Annotated in this window: 22 protein-coding genes and 3 pseudogenes; 16 read left to right on the forward strand and 9 right to left on the reverse strand. The window is 55.8% G+C overall.

Annotation, left to right across the window (positions count from 1 at the left end; all coding sequences use genetic code 11):
* Positions 1 to 244 precede the first annotated feature (244 nt).
* Positions 245 to 1456, forward strand: coding sequence for an IS256 family transposase (locus tag ROSMUC_RS16620; RefSeq protein WP_037239075.1), 1212 nt, complete (start codon positions 245 to 247; stop codon positions 1454 to 1456).
* A gap of 99 nt (positions 1457 to 1555) precedes the next feature.
* Entirely contained in the window at positions 1556 to 1699 is a 144-nt protein-coding gene (locus ROSMUC_RS21095) for a hypothetical protein (RefSeq protein WP_206018471.1), read from the forward strand.
* Between the two features lie 108 nt (positions 1700 to 1807).
* Here ROSMUC_RS21095 and ROSMUC_RS21445 read toward each other — a convergent pair whose 3' ends face one another.
* The gene (locus tag ROSMUC_RS21445; protein ID WP_255331228.1) at positions 1808 to 2062 is read right to left on the reverse strand and encodes a ubiquitination-like system serine protease family protein; all 255 of its coding nucleotides are present in this window, start codon (positions 2060 to 2062) and stop codon (positions 1808 to 1810) included.
* Positions 2063 to 2107: 45 nt separating this feature from the next.
* Between ROSMUC_RS21445 and ROSMUC_RS16630 the strand changes: the two are divergent.
* Positions 2108 to 2593, forward strand: a pseudogene (locus tag ROSMUC_RS16630) (IS6 family transposase); the annotation flags it as partial.
* Between the two features lie 283 nt (positions 2594 to 2876).
* Here ROSMUC_RS16630 and ROSMUC_RS16635 read toward each other — a convergent pair.
* A complete protein-coding gene (locus tag ROSMUC_RS16635) occupies positions 2877 to 3905 on the reverse strand; it encodes an IS110 family RNA-guided transposase (protein WP_037239072.1) in 1029 nt (342 codons plus the stop codon).
* 85 nt (positions 3906 to 3990) lie between these two features.
* On the opposite strand from ROSMUC_RS16635, the pseudogene ROSMUC_RS16640 reads away from it, so the two are divergent.
* From ROSMUC_RS16640 to ROSMUC_RS16665, 6 genes and pseudogenes are all read left to right on the forward strand, one after another.
* A pseudogene (locus tag ROSMUC_RS16640) lies at positions 3991 to 4215 on the forward strand (IS6 family transposase); the annotation flags it as partial.
* Positions 4216 to 4753: 538 nt separating this feature from the next.
* Positions 4754 to 6196 (forward strand): NAD-dependent succinate-semialdehyde dehydrogenase, encoded by a 1443-nt coding sequence (locus ROSMUC_RS16645; RefSeq protein ID WP_037239070.1) that lies wholly within the window; start codon positions 4754 to 4756, stop codon positions 6194 to 6196.
* Between the two features lie 58 nt (positions 6197 to 6254).
* On the forward strand, positions 6255 to 7289 hold the full coding sequence (locus ROSMUC_RS16650; protein ID WP_102106009.1) for a TRAP transporter substrate-binding protein: 1035 nt from the start codon (positions 6255 to 6257) through the stop codon (positions 7287 to 7289).
* Positions 7290 to 7373: 84 nt separating this feature from the next.
* A complete protein-coding gene (locus tag ROSMUC_RS16655) occupies positions 7374 to 7877 on the forward strand; it encodes a TRAP transporter small permease subunit (protein WP_102106010.1) in 504 nt (167 codons plus the stop codon).
* A gap of 29 nt (positions 7878 to 7906) precedes the next feature.
* On the forward strand, positions 7907 to 9214 hold the full coding sequence (locus ROSMUC_RS16660; RefSeq protein WP_051922079.1) for a TRAP transporter large permease: 1308 nt from the start codon (positions 7907 to 7909) through the stop codon (positions 9212 to 9214).
* Positions 9215 to 9224: 10 nt separating this feature from the next.
* Positions 9225 to 10841, forward strand: a complete 1617-nt coding sequence (locus tag ROSMUC_RS16665; protein ID WP_037275501.1) for a GMC family oxidoreductase — start codon at positions 9225 to 9227, stop codon at positions 10839 to 10841.
* Positions 10842 to 10886: 45 nt separating this feature from the next.
* Here the strand turns inward: ROSMUC_RS16665 and ROSMUC_RS16670 are convergent, their stop codons facing one another.
* On the reverse strand, positions 10887 to 11765 hold the full coding sequence (locus ROSMUC_RS16670; protein ID WP_102106011.1) for a LysR substrate-binding domain-containing protein: 879 nt from the start codon (positions 11763 to 11765) through the stop codon (positions 10887 to 10889).
* A 140-nt stretch (positions 11766 to 11905) separates the two neighbouring features.
* On the opposite strand from ROSMUC_RS16670, the gene ROSMUC_RS16675 reads away from it, so the two are divergent.
* From ROSMUC_RS16675 to ROSMUC_RS21615, 4 genes are all read left to right on the forward strand, one after another.
* Positions 11906 to 13513 carry an FAD-binding oxidoreductase gene (locus ROSMUC_RS16675; protein ID WP_037275503.1) on the forward strand — a complete coding sequence of 536 codons (1608 nt, stop codon included), beginning with the start codon at positions 11906 to 11908 and terminating at the stop codon, positions 13511 to 13513.
* Positions 13510 to 14727, forward strand: coding sequence for a CaiB/BaiF CoA transferase family protein (locus tag ROSMUC_RS16680; RefSeq protein ID WP_037275504.1), 1218 nt, complete (start codon positions 13510 to 13512; stop codon positions 14725 to 14727). The genes ROSMUC_RS16675 and ROSMUC_RS16680 overlap by 4 nt, the downstream gene beginning before the upstream one ends.
* Positions 14728 to 14780: 53 nt before the next feature.
* On the forward strand, positions 14781 to 15350 hold the full coding sequence (locus tag ROSMUC_RS16685; protein ID WP_037275506.1) for a gamma carbonic anhydrase family protein: 570 nt from the start codon (positions 14781 to 14783) through the stop codon (positions 15348 to 15350).
* A 161-nt stretch (positions 15351 to 15511) separates the two neighbouring features.
* A complete protein-coding gene (locus ROSMUC_RS21615; protein WP_099911053.1) occupies positions 15512 to 15628 on the forward strand; it encodes an IS1096 element passenger TnpR family protein in 117 nt (38 codons plus the stop codon).
* 206 nt (positions 15629 to 15834) lie between these two features.
* Here ROSMUC_RS21615 and ROSMUC_RS16695 read toward each other — a convergent pair.
* The 6 genes and pseudogenes from ROSMUC_RS16695 to mobQ form a co-directional block, all read right to left on the reverse strand.
* Positions 15835 to 16047: pseudogene (locus tag ROSMUC_RS16695) on the reverse strand (IS5/IS1182 family transposase); the annotation flags it as partial.
* A gap of 26 nt (positions 16048 to 16073) precedes the next feature.
* Entirely contained in the window at positions 16074 to 17459 is a 1386-nt protein-coding gene (locus ROSMUC_RS16700) for an ISKra4 family transposase (RefSeq protein ID WP_037239053.1), read from the reverse strand.
* 21 nt (positions 17460 to 17480) lie between these two features.
* A complete protein-coding gene (locus tag ROSMUC_RS16705) occupies positions 17481 to 18170 on the reverse strand; it encodes a recombinase family protein (protein WP_245875215.1) in 690 nt (229 codons plus the stop codon).
* A gap of 12 nt (positions 18171 to 18182) precedes the next feature.
* Positions 18183 to 18842 (reverse strand): plasmid pRiA4b ORF-3 family protein, encoded by a 660-nt coding sequence (locus tag ROSMUC_RS16710; RefSeq protein ID WP_037239049.1) that lies wholly within the window; start codon positions 18840 to 18842, stop codon positions 18183 to 18185.
* A gap of 128 nt (positions 18843 to 18970) precedes the next feature.
* Complete coding sequence (locus ROSMUC_RS16715; RefSeq protein ID WP_037239045.1) at positions 18971 to 19261, reverse strand: hypothetical protein; 291 nt, start codon at positions 19259 to 19261, stop codon at positions 18971 to 18973.
* Between the two features lie 35 nt (positions 19262 to 19296).
* Positions 19297 to 20589, reverse strand: coding sequence for a MobQ family relaxase (mobQ, locus tag ROSMUC_RS16720; RefSeq protein WP_037239043.1), 1293 nt, complete (start codon positions 20587 to 20589; stop codon positions 19297 to 19299).
* Positions 20590 to 21250: 661 nt separating this feature from the next.
* Here mobQ and ROSMUC_RS16725 point away from each other — a divergent pair.
* From ROSMUC_RS16725 to ROSMUC_RS16735, 3 genes are read left to right on the forward strand one after another with little or no spacing between them, the layout of a single operon-like run.
* Entirely contained in the window at positions 21251 to 21538 is a 288-nt protein-coding gene (locus ROSMUC_RS16725; protein WP_037239041.1) for a hypothetical protein, read from the forward strand.
* An 11-nt stretch (positions 21539 to 21549) separates the two neighbouring features.
* Positions 21550 to 23211, forward strand: a complete 1662-nt coding sequence (locus tag ROSMUC_RS16730; RefSeq protein WP_245875216.1) for a type IV secretory system conjugative DNA transfer family protein — start codon at positions 21550 to 21552, stop codon at positions 23209 to 23211.
* A gap of 18 nt (positions 23212 to 23229) precedes the next feature.
* On the forward strand, positions 23230 to 23769 hold the full coding sequence (locus ROSMUC_RS16735; RefSeq protein ID WP_037239036.1) for a hypothetical protein: 540 nt from the start codon (positions 23230 to 23232) through the stop codon (positions 23767 to 23769).
* The last annotated feature ends 25 nt before the right edge of the window (positions 23770 to 23794 follow it).

A 23794-nucleotide genomic window follows, 5' to 3' on the forward strand; every position in this document is an offset into this window, starting at 1 on the left:
CCGGAAGTGAATCATGTTCTCATAACCGCGTCGAGGGCCGACTTTTTCAGCAGCCTGTTAATCATCCCAATAATCTGCGCCTCGGTAAAACGGCTCTTTCGCATATGTTTGCTCCTTCATGGTTGAGCAAACTCTACATTAAAGTGAGGGATCTCGCGGGGGGCAGGTCAGTCGCTTGGCGGCCATGGTTGTTCTTCGGTTAAGGTTTGGTTTGCGGACCCAACTTTGACCGAGGAGAACGACCATGACCAAGAACAGTCTGTCAGATACTGCCGCACTGCGTGCGCTTTTGTCGGAGTCATCTGACAGCAACCTGCTTGCCGAGATGCTCGGGTTCGTCGCCGACCGCCTCATGGCGCTGGATGTCGATCAGCTCTGCGGTGCCAGCGCGCACGAGCGAAGCAGCGACCGCATGAACCATCGCAACGGATACCGGTCCCGAGCTTGGGAGACGCGTGCAGGAAGGGTCGACGTAAAGATCCCAAAGCTGCGTAAAGGCAGCTACCTGCCCGAGTTCCTTGAGCCCCGCCGGGCGGCGGAGAAAGCCATGACGGCCGTCATTCAAGAGGCCTATGTTCAGGGCCTATCGACGCGCTCCGTGGATGATCTGGTCAAGGCGATGGGAATGACTGGCGTATCGAAGAGCCAGGTCTCGCGGCTCTGCGGCGAAATTGATGAACGCGTCGATGCATTCCTGAACCGCCCGCTGGAAGGCGAATGGCCCTATCTCTGGCTTGACGCGACTTACATCAAGGTCCGCCGCGGCGGTCGGATCGTCAGCGTCGCTGCCATAGTGGCCGTGGCGGTTAATCTGGATGGACGCCGCGAGGTTCTGGGCATCGCTGTCCAGCCCAGTGAGGCCGAGGTCTTCTGGGACGAGTTCTTGCGTTCTCTGGCCGATCGCGGACTGCGCGGCACCCGTCTAATCATCGCCGACGACCACAAGGGACTGAAAGCCGCCGCCGCAAAGGTGCTCGGTGCGACAGTCCAGCGCTGCCGCGTCCACTTTATGCGCAACGCACTTGCCTGCGTCGGCAAGAAGGACAAGCCCATCGTCACTGCGGCGCTCCGGACGGCCTTCGACCAAGACACGCTCACAGCTTCGAAAGAGCACTGGGCCAAGTTGCTCGACGCCTTCGAACCGCGGCATGCCAAGCTTGCAGAGCTGATGCGCCGTGCGGAGGATGACGTGCTGGCCTACAAGAGTTTCCCCCGCGAGCACTGGGTCAAGATTCACAGCACCAACCCGCTTGAACGCCTCAACAAAGAGATCAAGCGGCGGACCAACGTCGTCGGGATCTTTCCCAATGAAGCCGCAGTCACACGATTGGTCGGAGCACTGATGCTGGAGCAAAATGATGAATGGGCGATCACGCGGCGCTACATGACACTGGAAACCGTCGCCGCCATTTGCGACACTACCCCAATGGACCCGGCGACAATCGCCGCCCTGTAACTGCGGCCAAGCCAAGGCCGAAGAACAAAGTTACACCATTCCTTGGGACACTATCGCGTTCTTGAATTCAAGGGCTTTCGGCATGAGGATCTTATGAAGATGGCGGCCGAGGCAGGTGTCCCAGAAGCCGACCAAGAAGGCGTCGTCGCATACGTGGCTGAGCAACTCGCGGGCCTACATGAGGGCAACGTTATCCGCTATCGCCTCAAACCGAGCGATCTCGACGGCGTCACACTCCCTTGATCTGCTTCGGCAAGGGGTAGAAGATAAACCTTCGCCCCTGGTGTGCAAAGAACTTTGGCAGTTCGATAGAGCAAACGCTCAGAAACTGCAGCGTCCATGCCAGGGACCTTATTTGCGCTGGACAGCGTCTTTGCATGTTCTGCGAGGGCTGTCCTTGCACCAATCGATCCGCCCTTGCCGGATCCAGAAGTGACACCGACACTCGTTTGTCTGCCGGACCGAAGGCGAGATCGCCGGGCGTTTCAGCCAGTCTGATATGGCCGTCCACCTGGGTCTCCGGTTTTTGCTGAGGGACAGCTTAATGGTCTCGCCGCACCCGCAGGGGCAGCGGAAGCAGGCCCATTTGTCGACGCCATCGCGCAGGCTTTGTCAGGTTGCTGACGCCGCATCGGCGGGGTAGTTTTTGTCATGCTGAACACCAAAGATTTGTCCCGGATCAAAGGCTTCCGGTTTCCACGGAGCGTCATCGGGTACGCCGTTTGGGCCTACCACCGTTTCGCTCTGAGCCTGCGCGACGTCGAAGACCTGTTGGCTGAACGTGGGGTTACAGTGTCGTACGAAACGATCCGGGATTGGGTGAGCCGGTTCGGGCACCAGTTTGCCGCAAAGATCCGCCGTGACCGTTCAGCGCCGGCAGATAAATGGCATCTCGATGAAGTCGTTATCCAAATCAAGGGACGAAGCCACTGGCTTTGGCGGGCCGTCGACGCCAAGGGCGACGTGCTCGAAATCCTGATCCAGTCCCGACGCAACAAGGCCGCGGCCCGCCGATTTCTCCGCAAACTGATGAAACGTTGGGGCCAACCCCGTGTGCTGGTGACGGACAAGCTTCGCTCATATGGAACGGCTAAGCGAGAGCTCGTGCCCGGGCTGGGTCACTGGTCGCACAAGGGCTTCTGTGGTTGCCGTCCGTGATGCAAGAAGTTTTTCAAACCGTGTAAACTGAACTGGTGATCGAGTGCGAGCTTCTGTCAGGCCTTTGAACGCGGCGCTTTCAGAAGCCGCGGGCCGGGATGGTGATCTGCGGATCAGGTCCAGACCTAAACATCGAGCTTTGGTGCTCTTTCCCTTATCCTGGTTCTACCGATCCAGATCTGTTCGATCATTCTGCCCATTCAGGTCATTGACTTCTCACACCTCCTTCACCGACGTTGATCCATCCTGTGCTGCACCGTGTTCATGCAGCGACGGTCTGCGTCGGATCCCTATAATTTTCCTTCTTTGTTTGCATGGCCCATAGGGCGCGGGCCATCTTGTTGGCCAGCGCAACTGCGACCAGCATCTTGGGTTTGCGCGCGAGCATGCGTTCCAGCCAGGACCCTTTGGGAATGGATTTTCGGCCTAACCAACTCAAACGCGACATCGCACCGATGATCAGAAGCCTTCTGATGTCAGGCTGGCCCGCCTTCGACATGCGCCCCAGACGAGGCTTTCCTCCTGATGAATGTTGCCGCGGCACGAGACCGAGCCAGGCAGCAAAGTCGCGGCCTGAGTTGAATGTCTCCAGTGGTGGAGCAAAGGCCTCAATGGCGAGGGCGCTTAACGGACCAACGCCGGGCATCGTCTGAAGACGTTTGGCCGTATCTGTCTCGGTGGACAAAGCTTTGATCCGTTTCAACTTGGCGTCGATCCGTACAGTGATCTCTTCAATCAGCTCGAAAAGGTCTCGACACTCCTGGCGGACCAGGTCTGGAAGATCGCAATTCGGATCCTCCAGAATCTCATTCCCGCGGCTTAAGTTTCCGATGCCCTGCGGGATTGTATGCCCGAACTCGTAAAGGACTGATCGCAGACCATTTACCAGCTCGGTGCGTTGATTCACCAAACGCTCCCGGCTCCGGAACAGGATCGCGCGGGCCTGTTGGTTCTCGGACTTGGGCGGAACAAACCTCATCTCCGGCCGTTGCGCCGCGATGACGATAGCTTCCGCGTCGGTAGCATCGTTTTTCTGGCGCTTCACAAACGGTTTCACGTATTGCGGCGCGATCAGCTTCACCTCGTGGCCCAAGCGGGTCAACTCGCGAGCCCAGTAATTGGCACTGCCAGATGCCTCCATGACGAGGACGGCCGGCGGTTGCGCAGAAATAAACTCCCTAAACTGTGGACGGGACAGCTTCTTACGAAATTTCAGGTGTCCGGTCATGCTGGCTGCGTGAAGCTGAAAAACGTTCTTTGCCAGGTCCACGCCGATCATTGTATCTTTCATTTGCCGTCCTTTCCTTTTCGTGACGTTGAACACCACGATCCTGGCACAATTCGATGCCGTTTGGGGAGGACGGCAACCACCCCATCTGAACAACCGAAGCGAGGCCTCCCACCGGCATACACGAAGACGCGAGAAGATCATGGGTCGGTTTAAATCCCCGCGCCAAGCACAGCAGTTTCTATCTGTGCATGATCAGGCCACCAGTCTGTTTCGCCCGAAGCGCCACCGCCTGTCCGCAGAATCTTACCGCCACGCTAGGAACGACGCACTCTCGCTGTGGACCGGTTATTCCAACGAATTGACTGCGTGACCTTCGCCGTCACCAATAAACTCAGCCTGACATCAGCAACCTGACAAAGCCCTGCAACGCGAACGAGATGCGCCGGTGCTTCATCAAGCGCCGCGCGCGGCCTCTTACACCATCCGATGGGACACTGCCCTCGCAGTCATCAACACCATGTTTTATATAAGTAATACAAAGTTCAGGACAGCGAAATCAGCGCGCTACTTGGGGAATGCGGGACCAAGAGACTATCAGCGTAGGTAACATAAAGTTGCTCAAGGGTTAATATTTACTCGTTTGTCAGCTGCGAGAAGTAGTGAGAGCTTGCAAACTTAGTCAGCTTTTCGCTGTGATATGAAGTCATCAGTGAGTGGTCAAGATCGGACGAGGGCCATTTGAGACTGATGCTGTAATCGCCGAGCTGATTGGAAGTTGTATGGGAGCACACCTTTTAGACCAGTCCTATAGACCTACCATTCGATCAGATGGTCTAAGTTGGAGTGCAAAATATGCGTGAGAAAAATAAACTGTTGTTGAAGCGACCTCAATTGGGAATTTGTAAAATATGAGCTATTCAGAGGTTCAGCATTTTATTGGCGGCAAGTGGTGTCCGGGCGGCGAAGGTTTGGCCCTGGATGTTTTGAATCCCGCTACCGAACAAATGATAGGTAAAGTAGCTGTCGCAACTAAAAGTGATTTGGATGCCGCTCTGGAATCCGCGCAGCTTGGGTTTGAGGAGTGGGGGGCTATGTCAGCTTATACCCGCTCGAATATATTGCGAAATGCCGCGATTATTCTGCGTGAGCGCGCTGACATGATCGCCGGGATATTAACGCTAGAGCAAGGGAAGCCATTGGCGCAGGCCAAGGCCGAAGTTCTAGCCGGTGCCGAATTCATAGAATGGAGCGCTGAAGAGGCGCGCCGGACATACGGGTTGGTTATTCCTGCGCGCAATGCCGAAGTGCTTCAGCTCACGTTACGCGAGCCAGTCGGGCCAGTAGCGGCATTTGCGCCGTGGAATTTTCCCATCAATCAATGTGTGCGCAAGCTGGCAGCGGGTTTGGCGGCGGGTTGTTCCTTTGTGCTGAAGGGGCCGGAAGATACGCCCGGCTCACCTGCTGAACTTGTGCGTGCCTTTGTTGACGCAGGCGTGCCGGGGAATACAATCAATTTGGTTTATGGCGATCCACCAATGATTTCTGGCCATCTGATACCGCATCGTGTGATCCGTAAAATCAGCTTTACAGGATCGACACAGGTCGGGCGGCAAATTGGGGCTATGGCTGCAAGCCATATGAAACGCATGACGCTGGAGCTCGGAGGCCACGCACCCGTTATTGTTGCTGAAGATGCCGATATCGAGGCTGCTGTGAAATTCATGGTGCTTCAAAAGTTCCGGAACGGCGGACAGGTCTGCACGTCGCCTACGCGCTTCCTGGTTCAACAGAAGGTCTTCGATCGTTTTGTTGAAAAGTTTGTCAAACAATGCGCAGAGTTGGTCGTTGGCGATGGGCTTGATCCCGCAACAGAAATGGGGCCGCTTATCAATCGCAAGCGGGTCGATTCAGTTTCCGAGTTGGTGGATGAGGCAGTGTCACTAGGCGCCAAGCTTTGCACAGGTGGAAATCGTATCGCCAACAAAGGGTTCTTCTATGCACCAACAGTTCTCACAAATGTCCCGATTGCTGCGCGTATTATGAATGAAGAACCGTTTGGTCCAGTTGCTTTGATCAATCCATTCAACACTCTGGATGAAGCGCTGGAGGAAGCAAACCGTCTTGAATTCGGGCTAGCATCGTATGCTTTCGCCGGAAGTGCCGCGACAGTTGCAAAGCTGGGCAAGGGGATTGCGGCCGGTATGGTGAGCATCAATCATCTAGGATTGGCTTTGCCCGAGGTTCCCTTTGGTGGGATCGGAGATTCCGGAGTGGGTACAGAAGGCGGAGCGGAGGCCGTCGCCCAGTTTTTGGCAACAAAATTTGTCACTCAACAAACGATCGGAGGATAGGATCTGACGCGTTGTGCGTCATATCAAAATAAGACTAAAATCAAACAGGGAGAGAAAAATGAAAACCAAGTTGAAATCAATAGCGCTGTCAGCCTTTGCAGCTGCGTTGACTTTTGGCCCCTTACAGGCGTCAGCAGCCGATGTTGAATGGCGCATGCAGACTTACGCGAGCACGGGGATGTCAGAATACAACTCGCTCGTCGTAAACTTCGCCAATCGGGTCGAGAAAGCCTCTGCTGGGCGTATGAAAATCCAGGTCTTTCCAGCAGGGCAAGTGGTTGCTTCGCCAGAAGTAACAGAGGCTGTGCGCGCTGGTGCGCTAGATCTCGGCAACACTTTCTTACTCTATTACGCTGGTAAGGAACCTGCCTTGCAGGGGATTAACGAATGGCCCGCAGGTCTCTATGATCAGCAAGCCTTAGAATGGTTCTATTCCGGCGGCGGTAAAGAATTGCTTCGGCCAGTTGGTGAGCGGAACAACTTTTACTACCTAGGCGTTTCGACACTGCTTGGCGAAAACATCTGGTCCAACAAGAAGATTGAGTCTCTTGAAGATTTTAAAGGTCTCAAAATTCGCACTGCAGGTTTGACCGCTGAATCCCTTTCCAAATTTGGCGCTTCTCCGGTTAGCATGGCATCTGAAGACATCTATACCGGCATGCAACGCGGAACGATTGATGCGTTCGAATTTGTATCCACACCAGTTCATTACGGCTTTGGTTGGCATGAAGTTACCAAATATGTCATTAACCCAAAATTCACGATGGGCGGGTCTTCGGATTGGATTGTGAACCTGGATTCATGGAACGCATTGCCTGACGACCTGAAAGAGATTGTGGACAACTCTTTGCGGGCCGCAAGCGATGATTTCTTTGTGCAGTCACGTCTTGAAGAGGGCGAGATTGTGAAGAAGCTGGAGGAAGCGGGAGTTGAGTTTCTTACGTGGCCAGAGGGCGAGATCGAAAAATTCGAGAAAGCCCGTTATGAAGTCGTTCGCGAAAAGTATTCGCCCAACTCAGAAGACTTTCGTGTGATCCAGCAGTCGCGCATGGATTTTTTGACCAAGCTTGGCTACGCTGTCGAAGCGCCCTGAAACCTGAATATTATTGTCTGAACTAAGAAAAAGGGCCCGGGCAGTAATGCCCGTTCCCAACAATTAAAAAAGGGAGGCGGGAGCGTGCAGAAATTACTTTCATTAGTGGATGGAACATCAAAATACCTGTCGTATTTGGCGACACTTGCGCTGATCGCGGGGATGATAGCCGCATGTTACGAAGTTTTTGCGCGTTATGTACTGTCCCAACCTACGATATGGACGGGAGAACTTGTGCAGATCTTGTTCGGCTCCATTTTTCTACTATGTGCGGCTGACAACCTGCGCACGGGTGGACATGTTGCCATCGACTTTATCAATAGCCTTTTGTCGCGCCGGATGAATTTGATCCTTGCCGGAACTGTTAGTCTGGTTATCTGCATATACTCGGCTATCTTTCTTAAAGTTATTTGGAAGCGTGCCACTGACTCCATTTTGATGTTGGAGACTTCGAACACGCCCTGGGATCCACCTGTATGGCCTTTGTCGTTTCTCTTGATCGTGGCGGTCGGAACGATGTTCTTGCAGGCGTTAGCGTCGTTTATCCGAACCACACAGGGTAACGATCCCTCTCTACCACAAAAATAACTCTTATTGACTAAAAAGAGAAACCAATTATGGACCCTGCGCTCCTTACCGTTCTGCTTTTCCTATCGGTGATCATCGTGTTGTTTTTCAGCGTGCCAATTGCCTTTGGAGTTGGCATTGTCTCACTGGCTTTCGGCTATTTTGTCTGGGGTCCTGCTTCGATCTTTATTCTGGGCAGTCAAGTTTACTCGGGGATGCAGAATACCTCTTTGGTTTCATTGCCGTTCTTTATGTTCATGGCATCGATACTTGTTCGAAGTGGTATTGCCGACGACCTTTATAGCGCAATGTATTTGATAATCGGCAAAGTTCGAGGCGGGTTGGCTATCGGGACAATTTTCGTCTGCGCTGGAATCGGCTGCATGTCAGGCGTCAGCGCGGTTGGTGTGATTACTTCAACCAAGATAGCTTTGCCTGCGATGTTAAGCCGGAACTATGATGAGAAAATCGCGTTGGGTGTCATTATGGTTGGTGGGGCACTTGGCCAGCTTTTTCCTCCAAGCATTCTTGCAATCGTCTTTAGCGGGTTATCAGGCGTTTCAGTGGGTAAAATGTTTGCGGTAGGCTTATCGACCGGTGCCGTGATGGTATTCTTTCTCGTTGCCTATATAGTTGTTCGCTGCTGGTTGGATAAAAATCTGTGCCCTGCGGCTGATGACAGTATGATGGGACATATCGAACCAAAAGAACGTGTGCGTATCTATTTGCGGACTGTGCCATCCGTTTTGGTCGTTTTTGCAGTTTTGGGATCCTTGTTCGCAGGCATTGCCACACCGACAGAAGCGGCTGCGATCGGGGCCGCAGCAAGTATGATCATCGCATTGATTTTGGGCACCATCGATCTGAAGCGTATTTTTGAAGCGGCGGTCGAGGCCGCCAAGCAAACGACAATGGTGTTGTGGATTGCCCTCAATTCATTGCTTCTGGTCTCTGTTTATTCAGGTATTGGTGGTGATGAGGTTGTGCGTGCCTTGATAGATAGCTTGGGAGTTTCACCGGGGGTCGTGATTGGGGTTATGCTTGCCACAATCTTTGTATTGGGATTTTTCATCGACCCTATCGGTATTCTGTTTTTGGTCATGCCGGTGTTTTTGCCCGTACTGACTGCGCTTGATGTTAATCTAGTTTGGATCGGTGCCCTCGTCATTCTGGTTTTGGAAACTGCGTATCTGACGCCACCATTCGGATATAACATATTTTTCCTGAAGTCAGTAGCACCGCCGTCCATTAGTTTGCGAACAATTTACGCCGCAGCACCGGCTTTCGTTTTGATTCAACTGGTGACCGTCGCGGCGTGTTTTACGATGCCTGGAATTGTTCTTTGGATCATTTACTAGGAGACAACGAATGAAAGAAAGTGCAATTTACGATTATATAATCGTCGGCGCGGGCTCTTCCGGATGCGCTTTGGCGGAACGCCTAAGTCGAGATGCGACAGCACGTGTGGCACTGATCGAAGCGGGAAAGAGTGATAAATCCTTGCTCATCAGGATGCCTGCCGGGGTACGACTGCTCTATAATGGCGCGGCCTATAACTGGAAATTCTCGACCACGGCCCAGCCTGAGCTTGAGGCACGCAAAATTTATATACCGCGTGGCAAGGTGATCGGAGGATCGTCTTCCATCAATTCTATGATTGCTATCAAGGGTGCCCGTAGCGATTACGAAAAATGGGCGGCTGTTTCCTCTCCTGAGTGGGGGCCCGAAAACATGTATCGGGTTTTGCGTGAAATCGAAGATTGTAGCGCTCTACCCCTAGTGAGCCGTAACGGGCGCGGACAGGATGGGCCAATAAAGCTATCGCGGCGATTGACCGGCCATACCTTGTCCGAGGCCTATATTGAGGCTTGTGAGCAAGCGGGCATTGGGCAAAACGATGAAGGGTTCAACGGCGAAAATCAGGCGGGTGCTGGTTACTTTGATGTGAACATCGCGTATGGCAAACGCCATGGCGCGTCAATGTTCCTTAAGAAAGCGAGTGGTCGGAGCAACTTGACCGTTCTGTCCGGATTGCCAGTACGGCGGGTCCACCTAGAGAATGGTGCAGCTTGTGGTGTTGTAGTTAAAAAAGGCTCTGATGAAGTACTGCTCCGTGCCGATAGCGAAGTAATCTTAAGCGCGGGGTCAATTGGCACACCGCAGCTTTTGATGTTGTCCGGAATTGGGCCTTCGACGCATTTGCGCGAAACGGGGATAACCCCCATCATTGATGCTCCTGAGGTTGGTCAGAACCTGCGTGACCATCTGGATTGTTCAATACGTTGGGCGACGCAGGGCGTTGACACTTATACCAAATATTTTCGACCCTACGAGGGCCTTTGCCACAGCGCCCTAGCCGGCGCGCAATATCTTCTCAAAGGTACGGGAAGTGCTGCGACACAAGGGATTGAGGCGGGTGCCTTTTGGGGGACCGATCGTCCTGACCAAGCTGAATTTCAAACTCATCTTGTCTTGGCGTTAAAGTGGCCGCCGAAAGGAGAACAACATCCAAAGAACGGTTTTGCTTTGCGTGTTTGCCAGCTCAACCCACAAAGTGTTGGCGAAATCAGGCTAGCCTCCGCCGATCCGAATGATGCTCCGTTTATCGATCCGCGGTTTTTGTCCCATTCGAAGGATCTTGATATGCTGGCTGATGGCGTTACCCGTATGGTGGATGTCGTCGAAAGTGGAGCCATGCGGACATATCTAGATAAGGCGATTGATAAAGATGCATTAAGCACCGATCCCGAGGTGGTGCGTCGCTGGATCAGAAAAAACGCGGAAACCGTCTATCACCCCGTTGGCACATGTCGCATGGGTAACGATGATAGCTCTGTGGTTGATAGCGCCCTGCGGGTACGCGGCGTAGAAAACCTGCGTGTCGCGGATGCGTCGATCATGCCAACAATCCTGAGCGGAAATACCAATCTGAGCTGCATGGCTATTGGTTTGATTGCTGGCGAGACAATTCAGGCCAGTAGTTAACAGGAAGCTCCCCGGATTTTGACCGCTTACAACAGGTAGGGCACTCTAAATCTCCTGTTGTAGCCAAGACATGAAGGTAGGGAATAACGGATGGGTTTCAGTCGCTTTCGGTCGGATTACCGAAAAGGGGCAAACGATTGCTTTGTTATCACTGAATGCATGGGCAAGGCGGTTTGACGAGAATTCACGGTCCAGAAGGGCTTCGATTCCGATAGCTATTCCAAGCCCGCTCATGGCTGCTTCGTACATCATCGACGCGTTTTCAAACCATTGACCACGCTTTGTATCAACATGAATGCCATTTGCATTTGACCATCTTTCCCAATCTTTGGGCCGGGTTTCGCAATGTAAAAGTGCATTTTGCCAATCGGCAACATCGCTGATCAACGTATTAGGCGGGAGATAATCCGGCCGACATACCGGAACCAAATTCGTCTCAAACAACCGCGACGAAATATATCTTTGATCCTCTAAACTATCTGAAAGTATTGCAAGGTCGATGCCCTTCTGTTCGAAATGAATCTCATGACTAAGAGTGGTGACAATCCGAAGTTGCGCGTCTGGATGAGATTGCAAATACCGTGACCAGCGGGGGACTAGCCAGCTAACGATGAAGCTGGGGTAGGCGCATATAACAAGGGGTCGATCGGCATTTTTTCCGACCAGATTATGTGTGGCCAAACTAATTTCATCAAAGACGTCGGCTAGACTATCAGCGTAATTCCGTCCTTCGTGGGTTAAGGATATCTGTCGGTGCATCCGGTGAAAAAGGCTGCACCCCAAATAATCCTCAAGCGATTTAATCGAACGACTCACCGCTGCGGGCGTCACACTCAGCTCATTAGCAGCACTGACAAAACTTCCTGTTTGCGCTGCCATGACGAAAGTACGCAGTGCATTTAGTGGTGGTAATTTAGGATCCATCGACGCAACCTAAGGTAAGAAAAACTCAACCAAAGACTAAGAATAACTTAGTTGTAAGTCAATAAATTAAGTGAAATAGTAAATTCAGTGCAGCATTAATTGACAAATTGTATGTCAAAAAAATCCTTAAGGGGACAGCTATGACCGAGAGACGTAGAAAATTCTATGCTTGGGGCTTTGAGGATCAAAGCGCCACACCCGAAGAGATGAAGCCGGTACTGGATACTTGGCACCGTACCTTCGAGGTTGATGCATTCGACGTAAAGCCCGCACCAACGCTTGATACCATCGATATGCCAGAGAGCAGAATTACCCATTTTCCAGAGACAATCAAAGATATTTGCCGCACAGATCGGTATGAGCGTGCGTTGCATAGCTACGGTCGGTCATTTCTTGACAGCGCCAAGATGTTTCGCGGTGATTTCCGCAATGCCCCAGATGTGGTTGCTTATCCGCGTAATGAAGAGGATGTACGCGCGCTTATCGATTGGGCGGGTGACATTGGTGCGGCGGTTATTCCTTTTGGCGGCGGATCGAGTGTCGTCGGCGGTGTGAATCCTGAAATCAACGGAACCTATGCCGGTGTGGTGACCATCGACATGTGGTACTTGAACAAGATTTTGGAATTCGACCCAGTGTCGCGTTCTGCGCGTGTGCAGGCGGGGGTGTATGGACCCGACCTAGAAACACAGCTAAAAACCCATAACGCCACTTTGCGTCACTATCCCCAAAGCTTTGAGCTTTCGACTCTGGGCGGCTGGATCGCAACCAGGGCTGCCGGTCACTATGCGACACACGGCACCTACATCGACGATTATGTCGAAAATATCCGCATGGTTTCGCCAAGCGGCATCAGCGAAAGCCGCCGTTTGCCCGCCTCTGGCGCTGGTCCGTCACCCGACCGTTATGTGATGGGCACAGAAGGATCCGTTGGAATCATCACCGAAGCTTGGATCAGAGTCTTGTCCCGTATCAAGCACAAGGCAAGCAAGACAGTTACCTTCGCTGAATACGATCAGGGCGTCGAAGCTGTCCGTGCGATCTCACAATCTGGACTTTACCCAGCGAACTGCCGCCTCATCGATGCGCTTGAAGCTAAATTGACCGGAGCTTTCGATGGTAGCCGTCCCATCCTAGTCTTGGGATATGAAAGCTCACATTACCCGGTGGATCAGCTGATGGACTTAACTGTTGATCTGTGCCGAGAATTTGGGGGAACTCCAGTGGATGAGACAGAACAGGGACGCAACAGCGTGGCTGGTCAATGGCGCAATGCCTTCATTCGCGGCCCATATTATCGTGAGCATATGACTTCGCGCGGAATATGTCGTGAGACCTTTGAAACGGCTGTGTGCTGGAACAATTTCAAAGAACTGCACAGCTCGGTCATCGAGACAGTGAATGCAGCGATCAAGCGGGTGACCGGTCGGGCGGGCACCGTCACTTGTCGCTTTACCCACGTCTATCCCAATGGCCCCGCGCCGTACTTCACGTTCCATTGCCTTCCAGACCGTGAGCGAATGGGCGAGCAGTGTATGGAAATTAAAATCGCCGCCTATGATGCTGTGATGAAGGCAGGGGGCACGATCACCCACCACCATGCCGTTGGCAGACTGCACATGCCTTGGTATGAAAAACAGCGCCCGGCGCCAATCGGCGCTGCATTCACTGCGGCAAAGAAATCACTTGATCCCAAGTCAATTATGAACCCCGGGGTGATCATCTCTGAACAGAGGGGAAACCCATGACTTTGCCGCTTGACGGCCTGCGGGTTCTTGATCTCTCGCGCATTCTTGCAGGGCCAAGTTGCACGCAGACCTTGGGCGATTTGGGGGCGGATGTCGTCAAAATTGAAAGGCCAGGCATCGGTGATGACATTCGCGGATGGGGCCCACCCTTCCTGAAGGATCGGGATGGAAACGACACCCGCGAAAGTGCTTATTTCATGTCCACAAACCGTAACAAGCGGTCTTTGACAGTTGATATAGGATCAGACGATGGCCTTGAAATCATCCATGATCTTATCGATAAAAGCGATGTTCTGGTCGAGAATTTCAAGGTTGGTGATCTCAAGCGTCGTGGACTGGATTGGGGGTCGGTCCACGCACGCAACCCACGTCTTGTTTATTGCTCGATCACGGGTTTTGGACAGACTGGTCCCTATGCCGAGCGGCCCGGCTACGATTTCGTCGTTCAGGGCATGGGTGGCCTGATGAGCATTACCGGAGAGGCCGCGGGACAGCCTATGAAGGTAGGGGTGCCGATCTCGGACATCATGTCAGGGATGTATGCGGCAGTATCTATCTTGGCCGCGCTCCGTGAACGCGACCAAACCGGTGTCGGGCGGCACATTGACATTTCGTTGCTCGATTGTCAGGCTGCGTGGTTATACAATCAGGCGTCCAACTACCTTGTCGGTGGTGTTCATCCGGGGCGTTTGGGCAATGCCCATCCAAACATCGTTCCGTATGAGACCTTCGCCACCGCTGACGGCCACATAAATCTAGCCGTGGGTAACGATGGTCAGTACCGACGCCTTTGTCAGGCCATCGGACGGCCCAATCTGGCCGATGATCCGCGCTTTGTCACCAACACCCTTCGGCTAACCAATCGTGACGCCGCTTTGATCGAGATTCGTGCAGAATTGGCCAAAAAACCTTCAGCCCAATGGCTTACAGATTTGCAGGCGGCCGGGATACCTTGCGGACCGATCAACACCATCCCCGAAGTGTTCGACGACCCCCACATCCAGGCGCGGGGTATAGTTCAAGAGATTAACCACAGCGCTGCGCCAAATGTGAAAGCAAAGGTAATGCGCACACCGATCCGCATGGAAGGCCATGAGTTTGGTGTTCGCCTGCCGCCGCCAATGCTGGGCGAGCATACGGACGAAATCCTGTCCAAAATGCTTAACTATGACCCCAAAAAAATTACAGATCTGCGTGAGAAAGGCACTATATGAGTGGCGCTGCTGTACCTCTTCCCGGACTCCGGTACAGCGTAGGAGATGCAACAATGACCACACATTTATTCACTTTGGACAACATCGGCCCGCGTGGCCCCACCACGGGCGAAGCCTTCGTCGCGCCCACGGCTGTGCTAATCGGCGATGTGCAGATCGAGGCCGACGTTAGCATCTGGTTTGGTGCCATCCTGCGCGCCGACGATGCCACTATCTATTTGGGCACAGGGTCGAATGTTCAGGACAACTGCGTGCTGCATGTCGATCCCGGCTTCCCCATCCATATTGGTGTCAACTGCACCATCGGGCATCGCGCGATGATCCACGGCTGCACCATCGGTGACGGCACGTTGATAGGCATGGGCGCGACCATCCTCAATGGTGCCAAGATTGGCAAAAACTGCCTAATTGGCGCAGGCGCGCTGGTCACCGAAGGCAAAGAGATCCCCGACAACACTCTGGTCGTTGGAAGCCCTGGCCGCGCGGTTCGTAAGATCGATGCAGATGGTGTGGCTGATTTGGAAAAAGCTGCGGAACTTTATCGTCTCCGCTGGCGCCGCTTTGTTGGGGGGCTCCAATCCGCCACCCTGCCCGTCGGCATCACCACCTTGAAAGGTCTTTGATCTGGTTGCGAGGCTTGATCGGTCGCGCTGGCAGCAATCTTTTCCTCGACGGCAGCAATCTGCGCCTGGGTCTCGGCGATGGCGATGCTGCGGTATTCATAGAGAGTACAGCAAAGTGCGGGGCCGGTGCCGCGTGCGGCTATTGATGGCACGTTCAGGATATGGACACTGTCTGTAATATTGTTCAGCTGAAGGTTCGGCTTTTGGGGATCAGTCCGATGATCTGGCGTCGTGTGATGGTCCCGACAACAATTACCTTACGCGAGTTGCAGGGGTAGTGTGTGGATGCCCCCGGTTTTGCAAGGATTTTCTGATCTGTCTGGACAAGATTGATTGCGGTCGTGTGTCAGGCCTCAAGTTGCAGCTTTTCGCACGCCGCGGGCCAAGATGGTTCGTTCGCTGATCGGGTCCAATTCGATTCCGCGGGCTTTATGCGCCCTACCCCTATCAAGCAAAAGACTGCAGGTCTACCTAGGGTCAGGATTCATAACCAATAGATGACGAGAGCCGCGAGGGCGATGGCTGAGAGGAACACCTTGGGGCATCGGTCATAGCGGGTCGCGACGCGCCTCCAGTCCTTGAGCCTGCCGAACATGATCTCGATGCGGTTACGCCGCTTGTATCTCCGCTTATCGTATTTGATCGCCGTCTTGCGTTTCTTCCGGCCTGGGATGCAGGCACGTATCCCCTTGTCCTGGGAGAGTACCGTAAAGTGTGGGGCAATCATGCAGCCATTTCGGTTTCGGACGAAGGCTTCAACGCCGGATGCCATTGCTCGAACTTGGCGCGCAGGGTGCCATCGAGGGCTCTGGTTCGGGTTTGCAGCATGAGGTGCGCGCCTCGTTTTGACCAGCGCATTTGCTGCCGCTTGCCGAAGCGCTTTCCAACAACGGTGTTGACGGTGCTTTCGACAAAGCCGGTTGAAACGCGTTCACCGTACCGTCGTCTTTCCGCATAGTTCGGGATCATCAAGGCGTTGTTGGCGATGTAGGTCTCGAACTCGGACGCCGCCTTCCGAAGTGCCTTGATGCTGGCATAGTCCGTCTCGACAACTTCCAGATCGATGACAAGGTCTTCGATCGCTGCCTGACCATTGTGAAGGTTGCCATTCCAAAGGAACCCTTTGATCTGGCGCAGCAGGCGGGCAATGGCTTCGGCCTCTGCGGGATTGTGATGCGCAAGCCCTTTGACGTATTGCTGCATGACGGTGATGCGCATGGTGATGTGGAACCAATCCAGGATATGCTCAGAGGAAGGTGCCATGTGTCGCGCCATGTGGATGACGGTGTCTCCACCGTCAGTCATGAATGTCACTGGATGGTTTTCCTGCCAACCCTGATCCTTCAAAACTTCATGCAGTCGCCGCTTGGGCTTGTCATCATGACTTTGGACAAGCCCAAGATAGCGGCTCGGGCGATCTGTGGGGATGGATTTGCCGACGGTGACCTCGAAATGCGACTGACCCGCGTCGCGAGACCGAACATAGCCACCGTCGATACCGACGGTGATTTGGCCCTCAGGGTTGGGAAGCTGGGCGCGCTGGTGGGGACTGGTTTCAATGAAACTGTAACGCTCATCAGAAAGTTCGGCCTCCATCCGCGTGGCCACACGCCCCAGATGTCTGCGGATGGTGTCTGGATTTAGCCTCATATCAATCGGCAGGACATCTTTCAGCAGGTTAGTCGTGACCCCGAAAGATACAAGCGAAGCCCATTTCGTCTCAAGCCAGAGCAACTCCGGGGCGATATGGTCGGGCAAAAGTTCGTTCAGAGGACTGAAAGTTTTGGCTGGACCATTGTGGCACTGGCAGGAATAGAAGCGCGGACTTTCAACGGCGATGTCACCGAAGACCGTCCGGTATCGAATTTGCCGGCGCCCTTTGCCACGAAGCTTTCGATCACAGCACGTACAGCGGGCACGTTGGATACAAAACGCTTCGCATTGCGCGGCAACAACTTTCCGCTGGATGCCCAAAAGAACGGCTTTGCCTTCCTCTATGGACAGGCCGATGTCACCAGCAGCCTCAATGCCCTTGGAGAATGCGGCGATCCTATCCGTGTGAGCGGTGCCATCTGGCGCAGTTATTGTGACGCTGATTTCGATATCCATCTTCGGGGTCTGCCTGCTTGATTATATTGGTTCTGAATCTCTCGCCCGCATGATTGTCTGCCGACTGGTGCCCATTTCGCGTGCGATGGAGGAAACTGTCGCGCCATTGGCAATCTTTTCGCGGACCAGCGCCTGCTGATCAGCCGAAAGGGTTGATGGGCGCCCCAGTGTTTTGCCTTGCGCTTTCGCACGCGCCAGCCCCGATTGCGTGCGTTCGATCAGAAGGTCTCGCTCGAACTGGGCAACTGCGTTGATCACACCCATCGTCAGCTTGCCCGCAGAACTGGTCAGATCCACGCCGCCCAAGGCGAGGCAATGCACACGGATGCCCAAGACTTCCAGCTTGGCCACGGTCGTACTGACATCGATCGCATCGCGCCCCAGCCGGTCCAGCTTAGTCACGACAAGAACATCGCCACGCTCCATCTTGTCCAGAAGACGCGCAAATCCCTTCCGCTGTGCGATGGCCTGTGAGCCGGAAACCGTTTCGGTAATGATCCGGTGTGGCTCCACCGCAAATCCTGCGGCAGCGATCTCCCGGATCTGGTTTTCGGGGTCCTGTTCGACGGTCGATACTCTGGCGTAGGCGAATGTTCTGGTCACAGCATTGCAATTCTGTCCGGAAATGTTGTCCAAAATAATACGCCTGTTCGATACAGGTTCAAGATAATTTATGGACAGATCATTACGCCCTGTCCGGAACCGAACCATTTCGGACGGCCCTTACCACATCTGCTGGCGCATCAGGTCGCGATGATCTCCGGATCGAAACCGCTTGTTCACAGCACCCCGTGAGAATTTCCCGTCGACGAACGGCTTGCGAGCAACCATCCGTTCCATCGCAGCTTCCACCTCGTCAGACATGAAATCAGATACCGGCCGATTGGGGGCGTTCGCTGCTACAACATCTTCAAGGAAACCAACCATGACGCCCATGTCATTCCAGGCATCATAGCCGTCAGCCTCATCCCGCCGTTCAAGATACCCATATACACCACCGCAATCTTCAGGCGGGCAGGCTCCGGAACCGCCTATGCAGGCCGGATAGGTTTTCTTTGGTGGCGGATTAATCGCTTCAACACGAATTTCGTGTTCCCAGTTATTCCCCATATCGTAAACGTAGGAAAATCGTTCGTTCTCGCGGAACCCAAACTGCTGCAAGGATACATCCGGGTTTCCAGCATGCAACTCCAACGAGCCGTATTGTACCGCGTGAACCTCGAAGAGGAACAGATGAATGCCCTCCCAGCCCATCGCAACCTGAAGAATGCCGTGCAGTTCACGCAGTGTCGTCGAATCCGATACCAAAACACGCCGCCAGATCATCGGGCTCAACCCAAGAAGGCGTACCTTTAGCTGATAGATTGGAGAAGCGGATGACATCCAAAATCCTTGCCAGCATCAATCCCAAAATTCAACTGCCCCACACTTTACGGTACTCTCCACATTGGCCGCATTGCAGAAAACTTACAAGATGGGCTCGAAGCGGCCTTGCGGCATCGCAGCATCGCTCACCGTCGCTGATGGAACACCGGTGGCTGATCCCGCACATCATCAAACAGGATCACGCGCCCATCGCCACTACTTGGACTGTTGACCAGCACAAACGGCACATCCGCCCCATCCTTCTCATAGATGCAGCGGTACTTCATCTGACCGTCGAGCGGATCGCGCACCTGATCGTAGCGATAGCTGTACTTGATCCCTTGATCGATCCAGCCCTCGACGCCTGCGGGCGTAACCAAGGACATGGGCTGCCCATCCAGCAGCAACGTTTTTCCCACGTTGAACACTTCATCCATTTTTCAGTCTCCTCTGTTTGCCCTGTCAGACCGCGTCACAGACTGTGGCCTTCGCCACGGTCCCTGTCCCGCGTGTTTTCCTGTTCATCATCATCGCGTTCATGATCACGGTCGTTATCCGGTTCCAGCCGCTCGCGCGGCTTGTTCAGCACGTCCTTCAGGCGCTCATTGACGGACGGCTTGCGCGCCTCGCGCCCGGTGTCTTCGCCAAGCTCCGGGTCACTGTGCCCGTCCAACTTGTGAACCGCCGCCTGACCGTCCCGGCCTGCGTCTTTCTCCATGATCTCTTTCAGCAGCTCCCGCGCATAATTGCGGCCGTCTGGTTTCGGCGTGTCGTCCTGGTCCCGTGACCGGTCCACGACGCGCGCCAGACGCTCCTGGAAGTCCTCCGGGGTGCGCTCGCTGCTGCGATCCTTCGCTGTCGCGGCCCTGAGTGCCGCCAGACCGGCAGAGACACGGCCCTGCCCTTCCTCACGGGCCATCCCGTAAGTCTCCCGCGCAATGTCCAGGCGTTCGCGCATTTCGCGGAAGGCGGCGCGTGCCTGGCGAGCGGCATGGACGACAGCGCCACGCTCGGTGACGGGTTTGTATTCCCGGCCCTGGCGCTCGGCCATCCACTTCGCGCGTCGCTCCATGGAATTGGCCGCTGGCCCCAGCTTCAGCTCCGGGTCGCGGTCCAGTTCCTCAGCGCTCAACTTGTCGCCACGATCCAACGCCGTCTCGCGCTGCTTCTCAAGCGACCGGTGATCGACGCGCTTGACCTCCCCGACACGCTCCAGCGCGCGGTTCTGCAACTCGGCCCAGAGGCCACGCATCTGCTCGATCTCGACGCCGCCCGTCTTCGCGGAATCAAGAATGCGCGTCTTGGCTGTGAAGCCCCCGGCTTCCAGCTTGCGGGTGGAGGTCAGCACATGGGCATGATGGTTGCGCTGATCACCCTCGCGGTGCGGCGCGTGGATCGCAACATCGACAGCTACGCCGTAGCGGCTGACCAGCTCCTCGGCGAACTGACGGGTGATCAGCGACCGGTCCTCGTCGCTGATCTCGGACGGCAGGGCCAGCTCCCATTCGCGGGCGGTGACGGAGTTGCGACGGGTCTCGCTGGCCTCGGCCTCGTTCCAGAGGCGGGACCGATCCTGCGCCCAATCCGGGGCATCCTTCGGGGTCAGGATGAAGGTCTCCTCGATGCCCTGCTTGCGGGTGTAATCGTGGACACGGCCTTCGCGCAGGCACTCGATACGCTCCCCGACACGGTAGGCCGCTGCCGCCGTGGCGGAGCGCCCGGCGCTGCGTTTGATCGTCTTCACGGAGAGGTGGTAGCTGGCCATGCGTCCTCCCCTCGCCTGTGAAGCAAACGCGCCCACGCGCCGCAGCTGATCCGTGCCGATGCCCTGACATTGGCAATCAGATCAGCCGTCTTTTCTCCGCAAGAGTGCGCCCGGAACCGGCGCGGTCCGAGGGGAAAAGACAGCCCGCTTGAGGCGAGCCAACAGCTCTCCGACGCGCGGGCTTGCCAGTGATCTGCCCCCAGATCCCCAGCCTCATGGGGGGCGGGATATGGGGACAGATCACTGGCGGTTTGCCGGGGGCAAACCCGGTTCGTGTCGGCACCGTCAGGTCTGCCGGGGTGCGCGCTCGCACCGACACGAACCTCCCGCAAGGGAGACGCCAGCGGCAGACCGGCCCCCACCGTGGGGCATCGGGCGAGACGCTGGCGCGACCTTGCGGGACGCGATCCAACCGCTGAGGTTGGGCTGGGATGGTTTGGAAGGGGCGGCGCGCCCTTCCATGTCGCGGCGGCACGCAGCGAAGGGGATGGCCATCGGCCGGGGCTTTGCCCCAGAGAGATCGCACGCAAATCTCGGAACCGCAGGTGGAGAGTTTGCATAAGTGCGCCCTTGTCCTTTACAGGCCTACGGGTAAGCGCTATCGGTTGATCTGGCAAGAACAACTTCAACCTCAAGAATATTTGGTGGCGAGGGTAGAGATTTGGCAGAAACAGAACTTGAGCGCGCCGAGAAACGATATGCCCAGGCCAAGGCCCGGCTCCAAGCGCTGAAGAACCGGGAAAGCACCAGACAGCGCAAACTCGACACGCGGCGCAAGGTGATCCTGGGCGGTGCGCTCATGGACCTGGCGGAACGGGATTCCGGGGCTGCCGCGATGCTCGACCGGCTGATCCGCAACCTGCCCCGCGAACAGGATCGCAAGGCCTTTGCGGACTGGGGAACTCCCTCCCCTGCCTCGTCCGGCTCTGATCCGGAAACGCCGTCCTGATGCGGGGCGTGATGCGCGTCTTCGGAGGGCTGTTCCGGTTCTTCGGTCGTTTGATCTTCGCGCCTATCCTGTTGGGCTGGATGATCGGCGCTGTCCTGTTCGGCGCGATGATCGGGGCACTTGTCGCCACGCCGTTCGTCTTCGCCTTCTTCGACCAACCGCCCGGCGAAAGCGCATGGCAGTGGCTGGTCTTCGGGCCGTTCATTTTTGTTGGTGGCGTCTTCGGATTCCAGTATTGGCGCATGGCCTCTGGCGCGGACGCCTTCTTCGGGCTGACCGGCGACAGCCACGGCTCCGCCCGCTTCGCCAACCGCAAGGAGCTGAAGAAACTCCAGCGGGAAGACGGCCTTCTGATCGGGCGCAACCCGCACACCGGACGGCTGCTGCACTATGGCGGTCCGGCCCATCTGATCACCCTCGCCCCGACACGGGCCGGGAAAGGCGTTGGTACTGTGATCCCGAACCTGCTGGCGGCGGAGCGCTCGGTTTTGGTCATCGACCCCAAAGGCGAGAATGCCCGGATCGCCGGGGAAGCCCGGCGGCGGTTCGGCACCGTCCATGTCCTCGATCCGTTTGAGGTCTCGGGGATGCCCTCTGCCGCCTACAATCCGCTTGACCGGCTGGCACCGGACAGCCTCGATCTGGGCGAGGATGCGGCCTCCCTGACAGAGGCGCTGGTCATGGACCCGCCGGGACAGGTCACGGAAGCGCACTGGAACGAGGAGGCCAAGGCCATCCTCGGCGGGCTGATCATGTTCTGCGTCTGCCACGAGGACCGCAACCGCCGGACGCTTGCCACCGTCCGGGAATATCTCACCCTGCCCCCGGAAAAGCTGCGCTCGCTACTGGAGCTGATGCAGGACAGCGATGCGGCGGGCGGGCTGATTGCCCGCGCCGCCAACCGCTTCCTCGGCAAGGCGGATCGCGAAGCCGCCTCGGTGCTGTCGAACGCACAGCGCCACACGCATTTCCTGGACAGCCCACGCATCGCGAAAGTTCTTTCGCGGTCGGATTTCCACTTCTCCGATCTGCGCCACCGGATCACTTCGGTGTTTCTGGTGCTGCCACCGAACCGGATGGACGCCTACAGCCGCTGGCTGCGCCTTCTGGTCTCTCAGGCCCTTCAGGACATTGCACGGGACGCTGAGGCGTCCGTGAGGCCCCTGAGCGGCCCTGCAGACGCTCAGGGGGGCACACAGCGCCTCAAGACGCCCACGCTGTTCCTCCTGGACGAGTTTGCCGCCTTGGGTCGCTTGGAGGCCGTGGAGCGCGCCATGGGGCTGATGGCAGGCTATGGCCTCCAGCTCTGGCCAATCCTGCAGGACATGAGCCAGCTCAGGGACCTCTACGGCGAACGCGCGGGCACGTTCATTGCCAATGCCGGGGTGCAGCAGGTCTTCGGGGTGAATGATTTCGAGACGGCCAAGTGGCTAAGCCAGATGATGGGTCAGGAAACTGCCGGATTCCAGACCGACAGCTTCAAGCCCGGTGACGGTCCCAGCTTCAGCAACAACCTCACGGGCCGCGACCTGCTCACCCCCGATGAAATCATGCAGCTCCGCCCGGAAAACCAGCTCCTGCGCGTGCAGGGGCAAGCCACCGCCGTCGCCCAAAAGCTGCGCTATTACGCCGATCCCGAGTTCAAGGGACTGTTTGTCCCGCAGGACCAGTAATCTGAAGGACGCCTCCCGATGCCAGACCAACCCGACCTCCCCGACGATGATCTGCGCGAAACGCTCGATCTCATGGCAACTGCTGTCGCCAGCATGTCCGACAGGATCGACGATCTGACCGCCGTGGCGGACAAGCAGATCAAGGTCGCGACAGAAGCGCGGATCGCGGCCTTCGCCGCACGGGACCAAACCAATCCGAAAAAATACGGGGATCTTCTGGGCCAGACCCTCGACAGCCACCTGGGCGCAACGGCAGACGCGATGACCGAGATTGTCAGACGCCTTGGCGTCCAGACGGACAAGACCATCGGGGCCTTGGCCAAATCGGAAGATGACAGGTCCACAGCCTATCGAGCGGTGTTCGAACGGGAACAGAAAGCGGCTCGCCTTAAAAGCCGCCTGCCCTGGTTTGGTCTGGGTGCATTGGTTGTGGCCCTGGTGCTGACGGTGACGCTTCCTCGTTTCTTGGCCAGCAACGCGTCCACATGTGCTGTCCTTGGGGCGTCCTGGACCACGACAACCACGGGTGTCGATGCCTGCGTGTTCTATCGACGGTGAGTGGTCATGTGATGGGGATGATCAG

This window comes from Roseovarius mucosus DSM 17069, from assembly GCF_000768555.3.
GTDB lineage: Bacteria > Pseudomonadota > Alphaproteobacteria > Rhodobacterales > Rhodobacteraceae > Roseovarius > Roseovarius mucosus.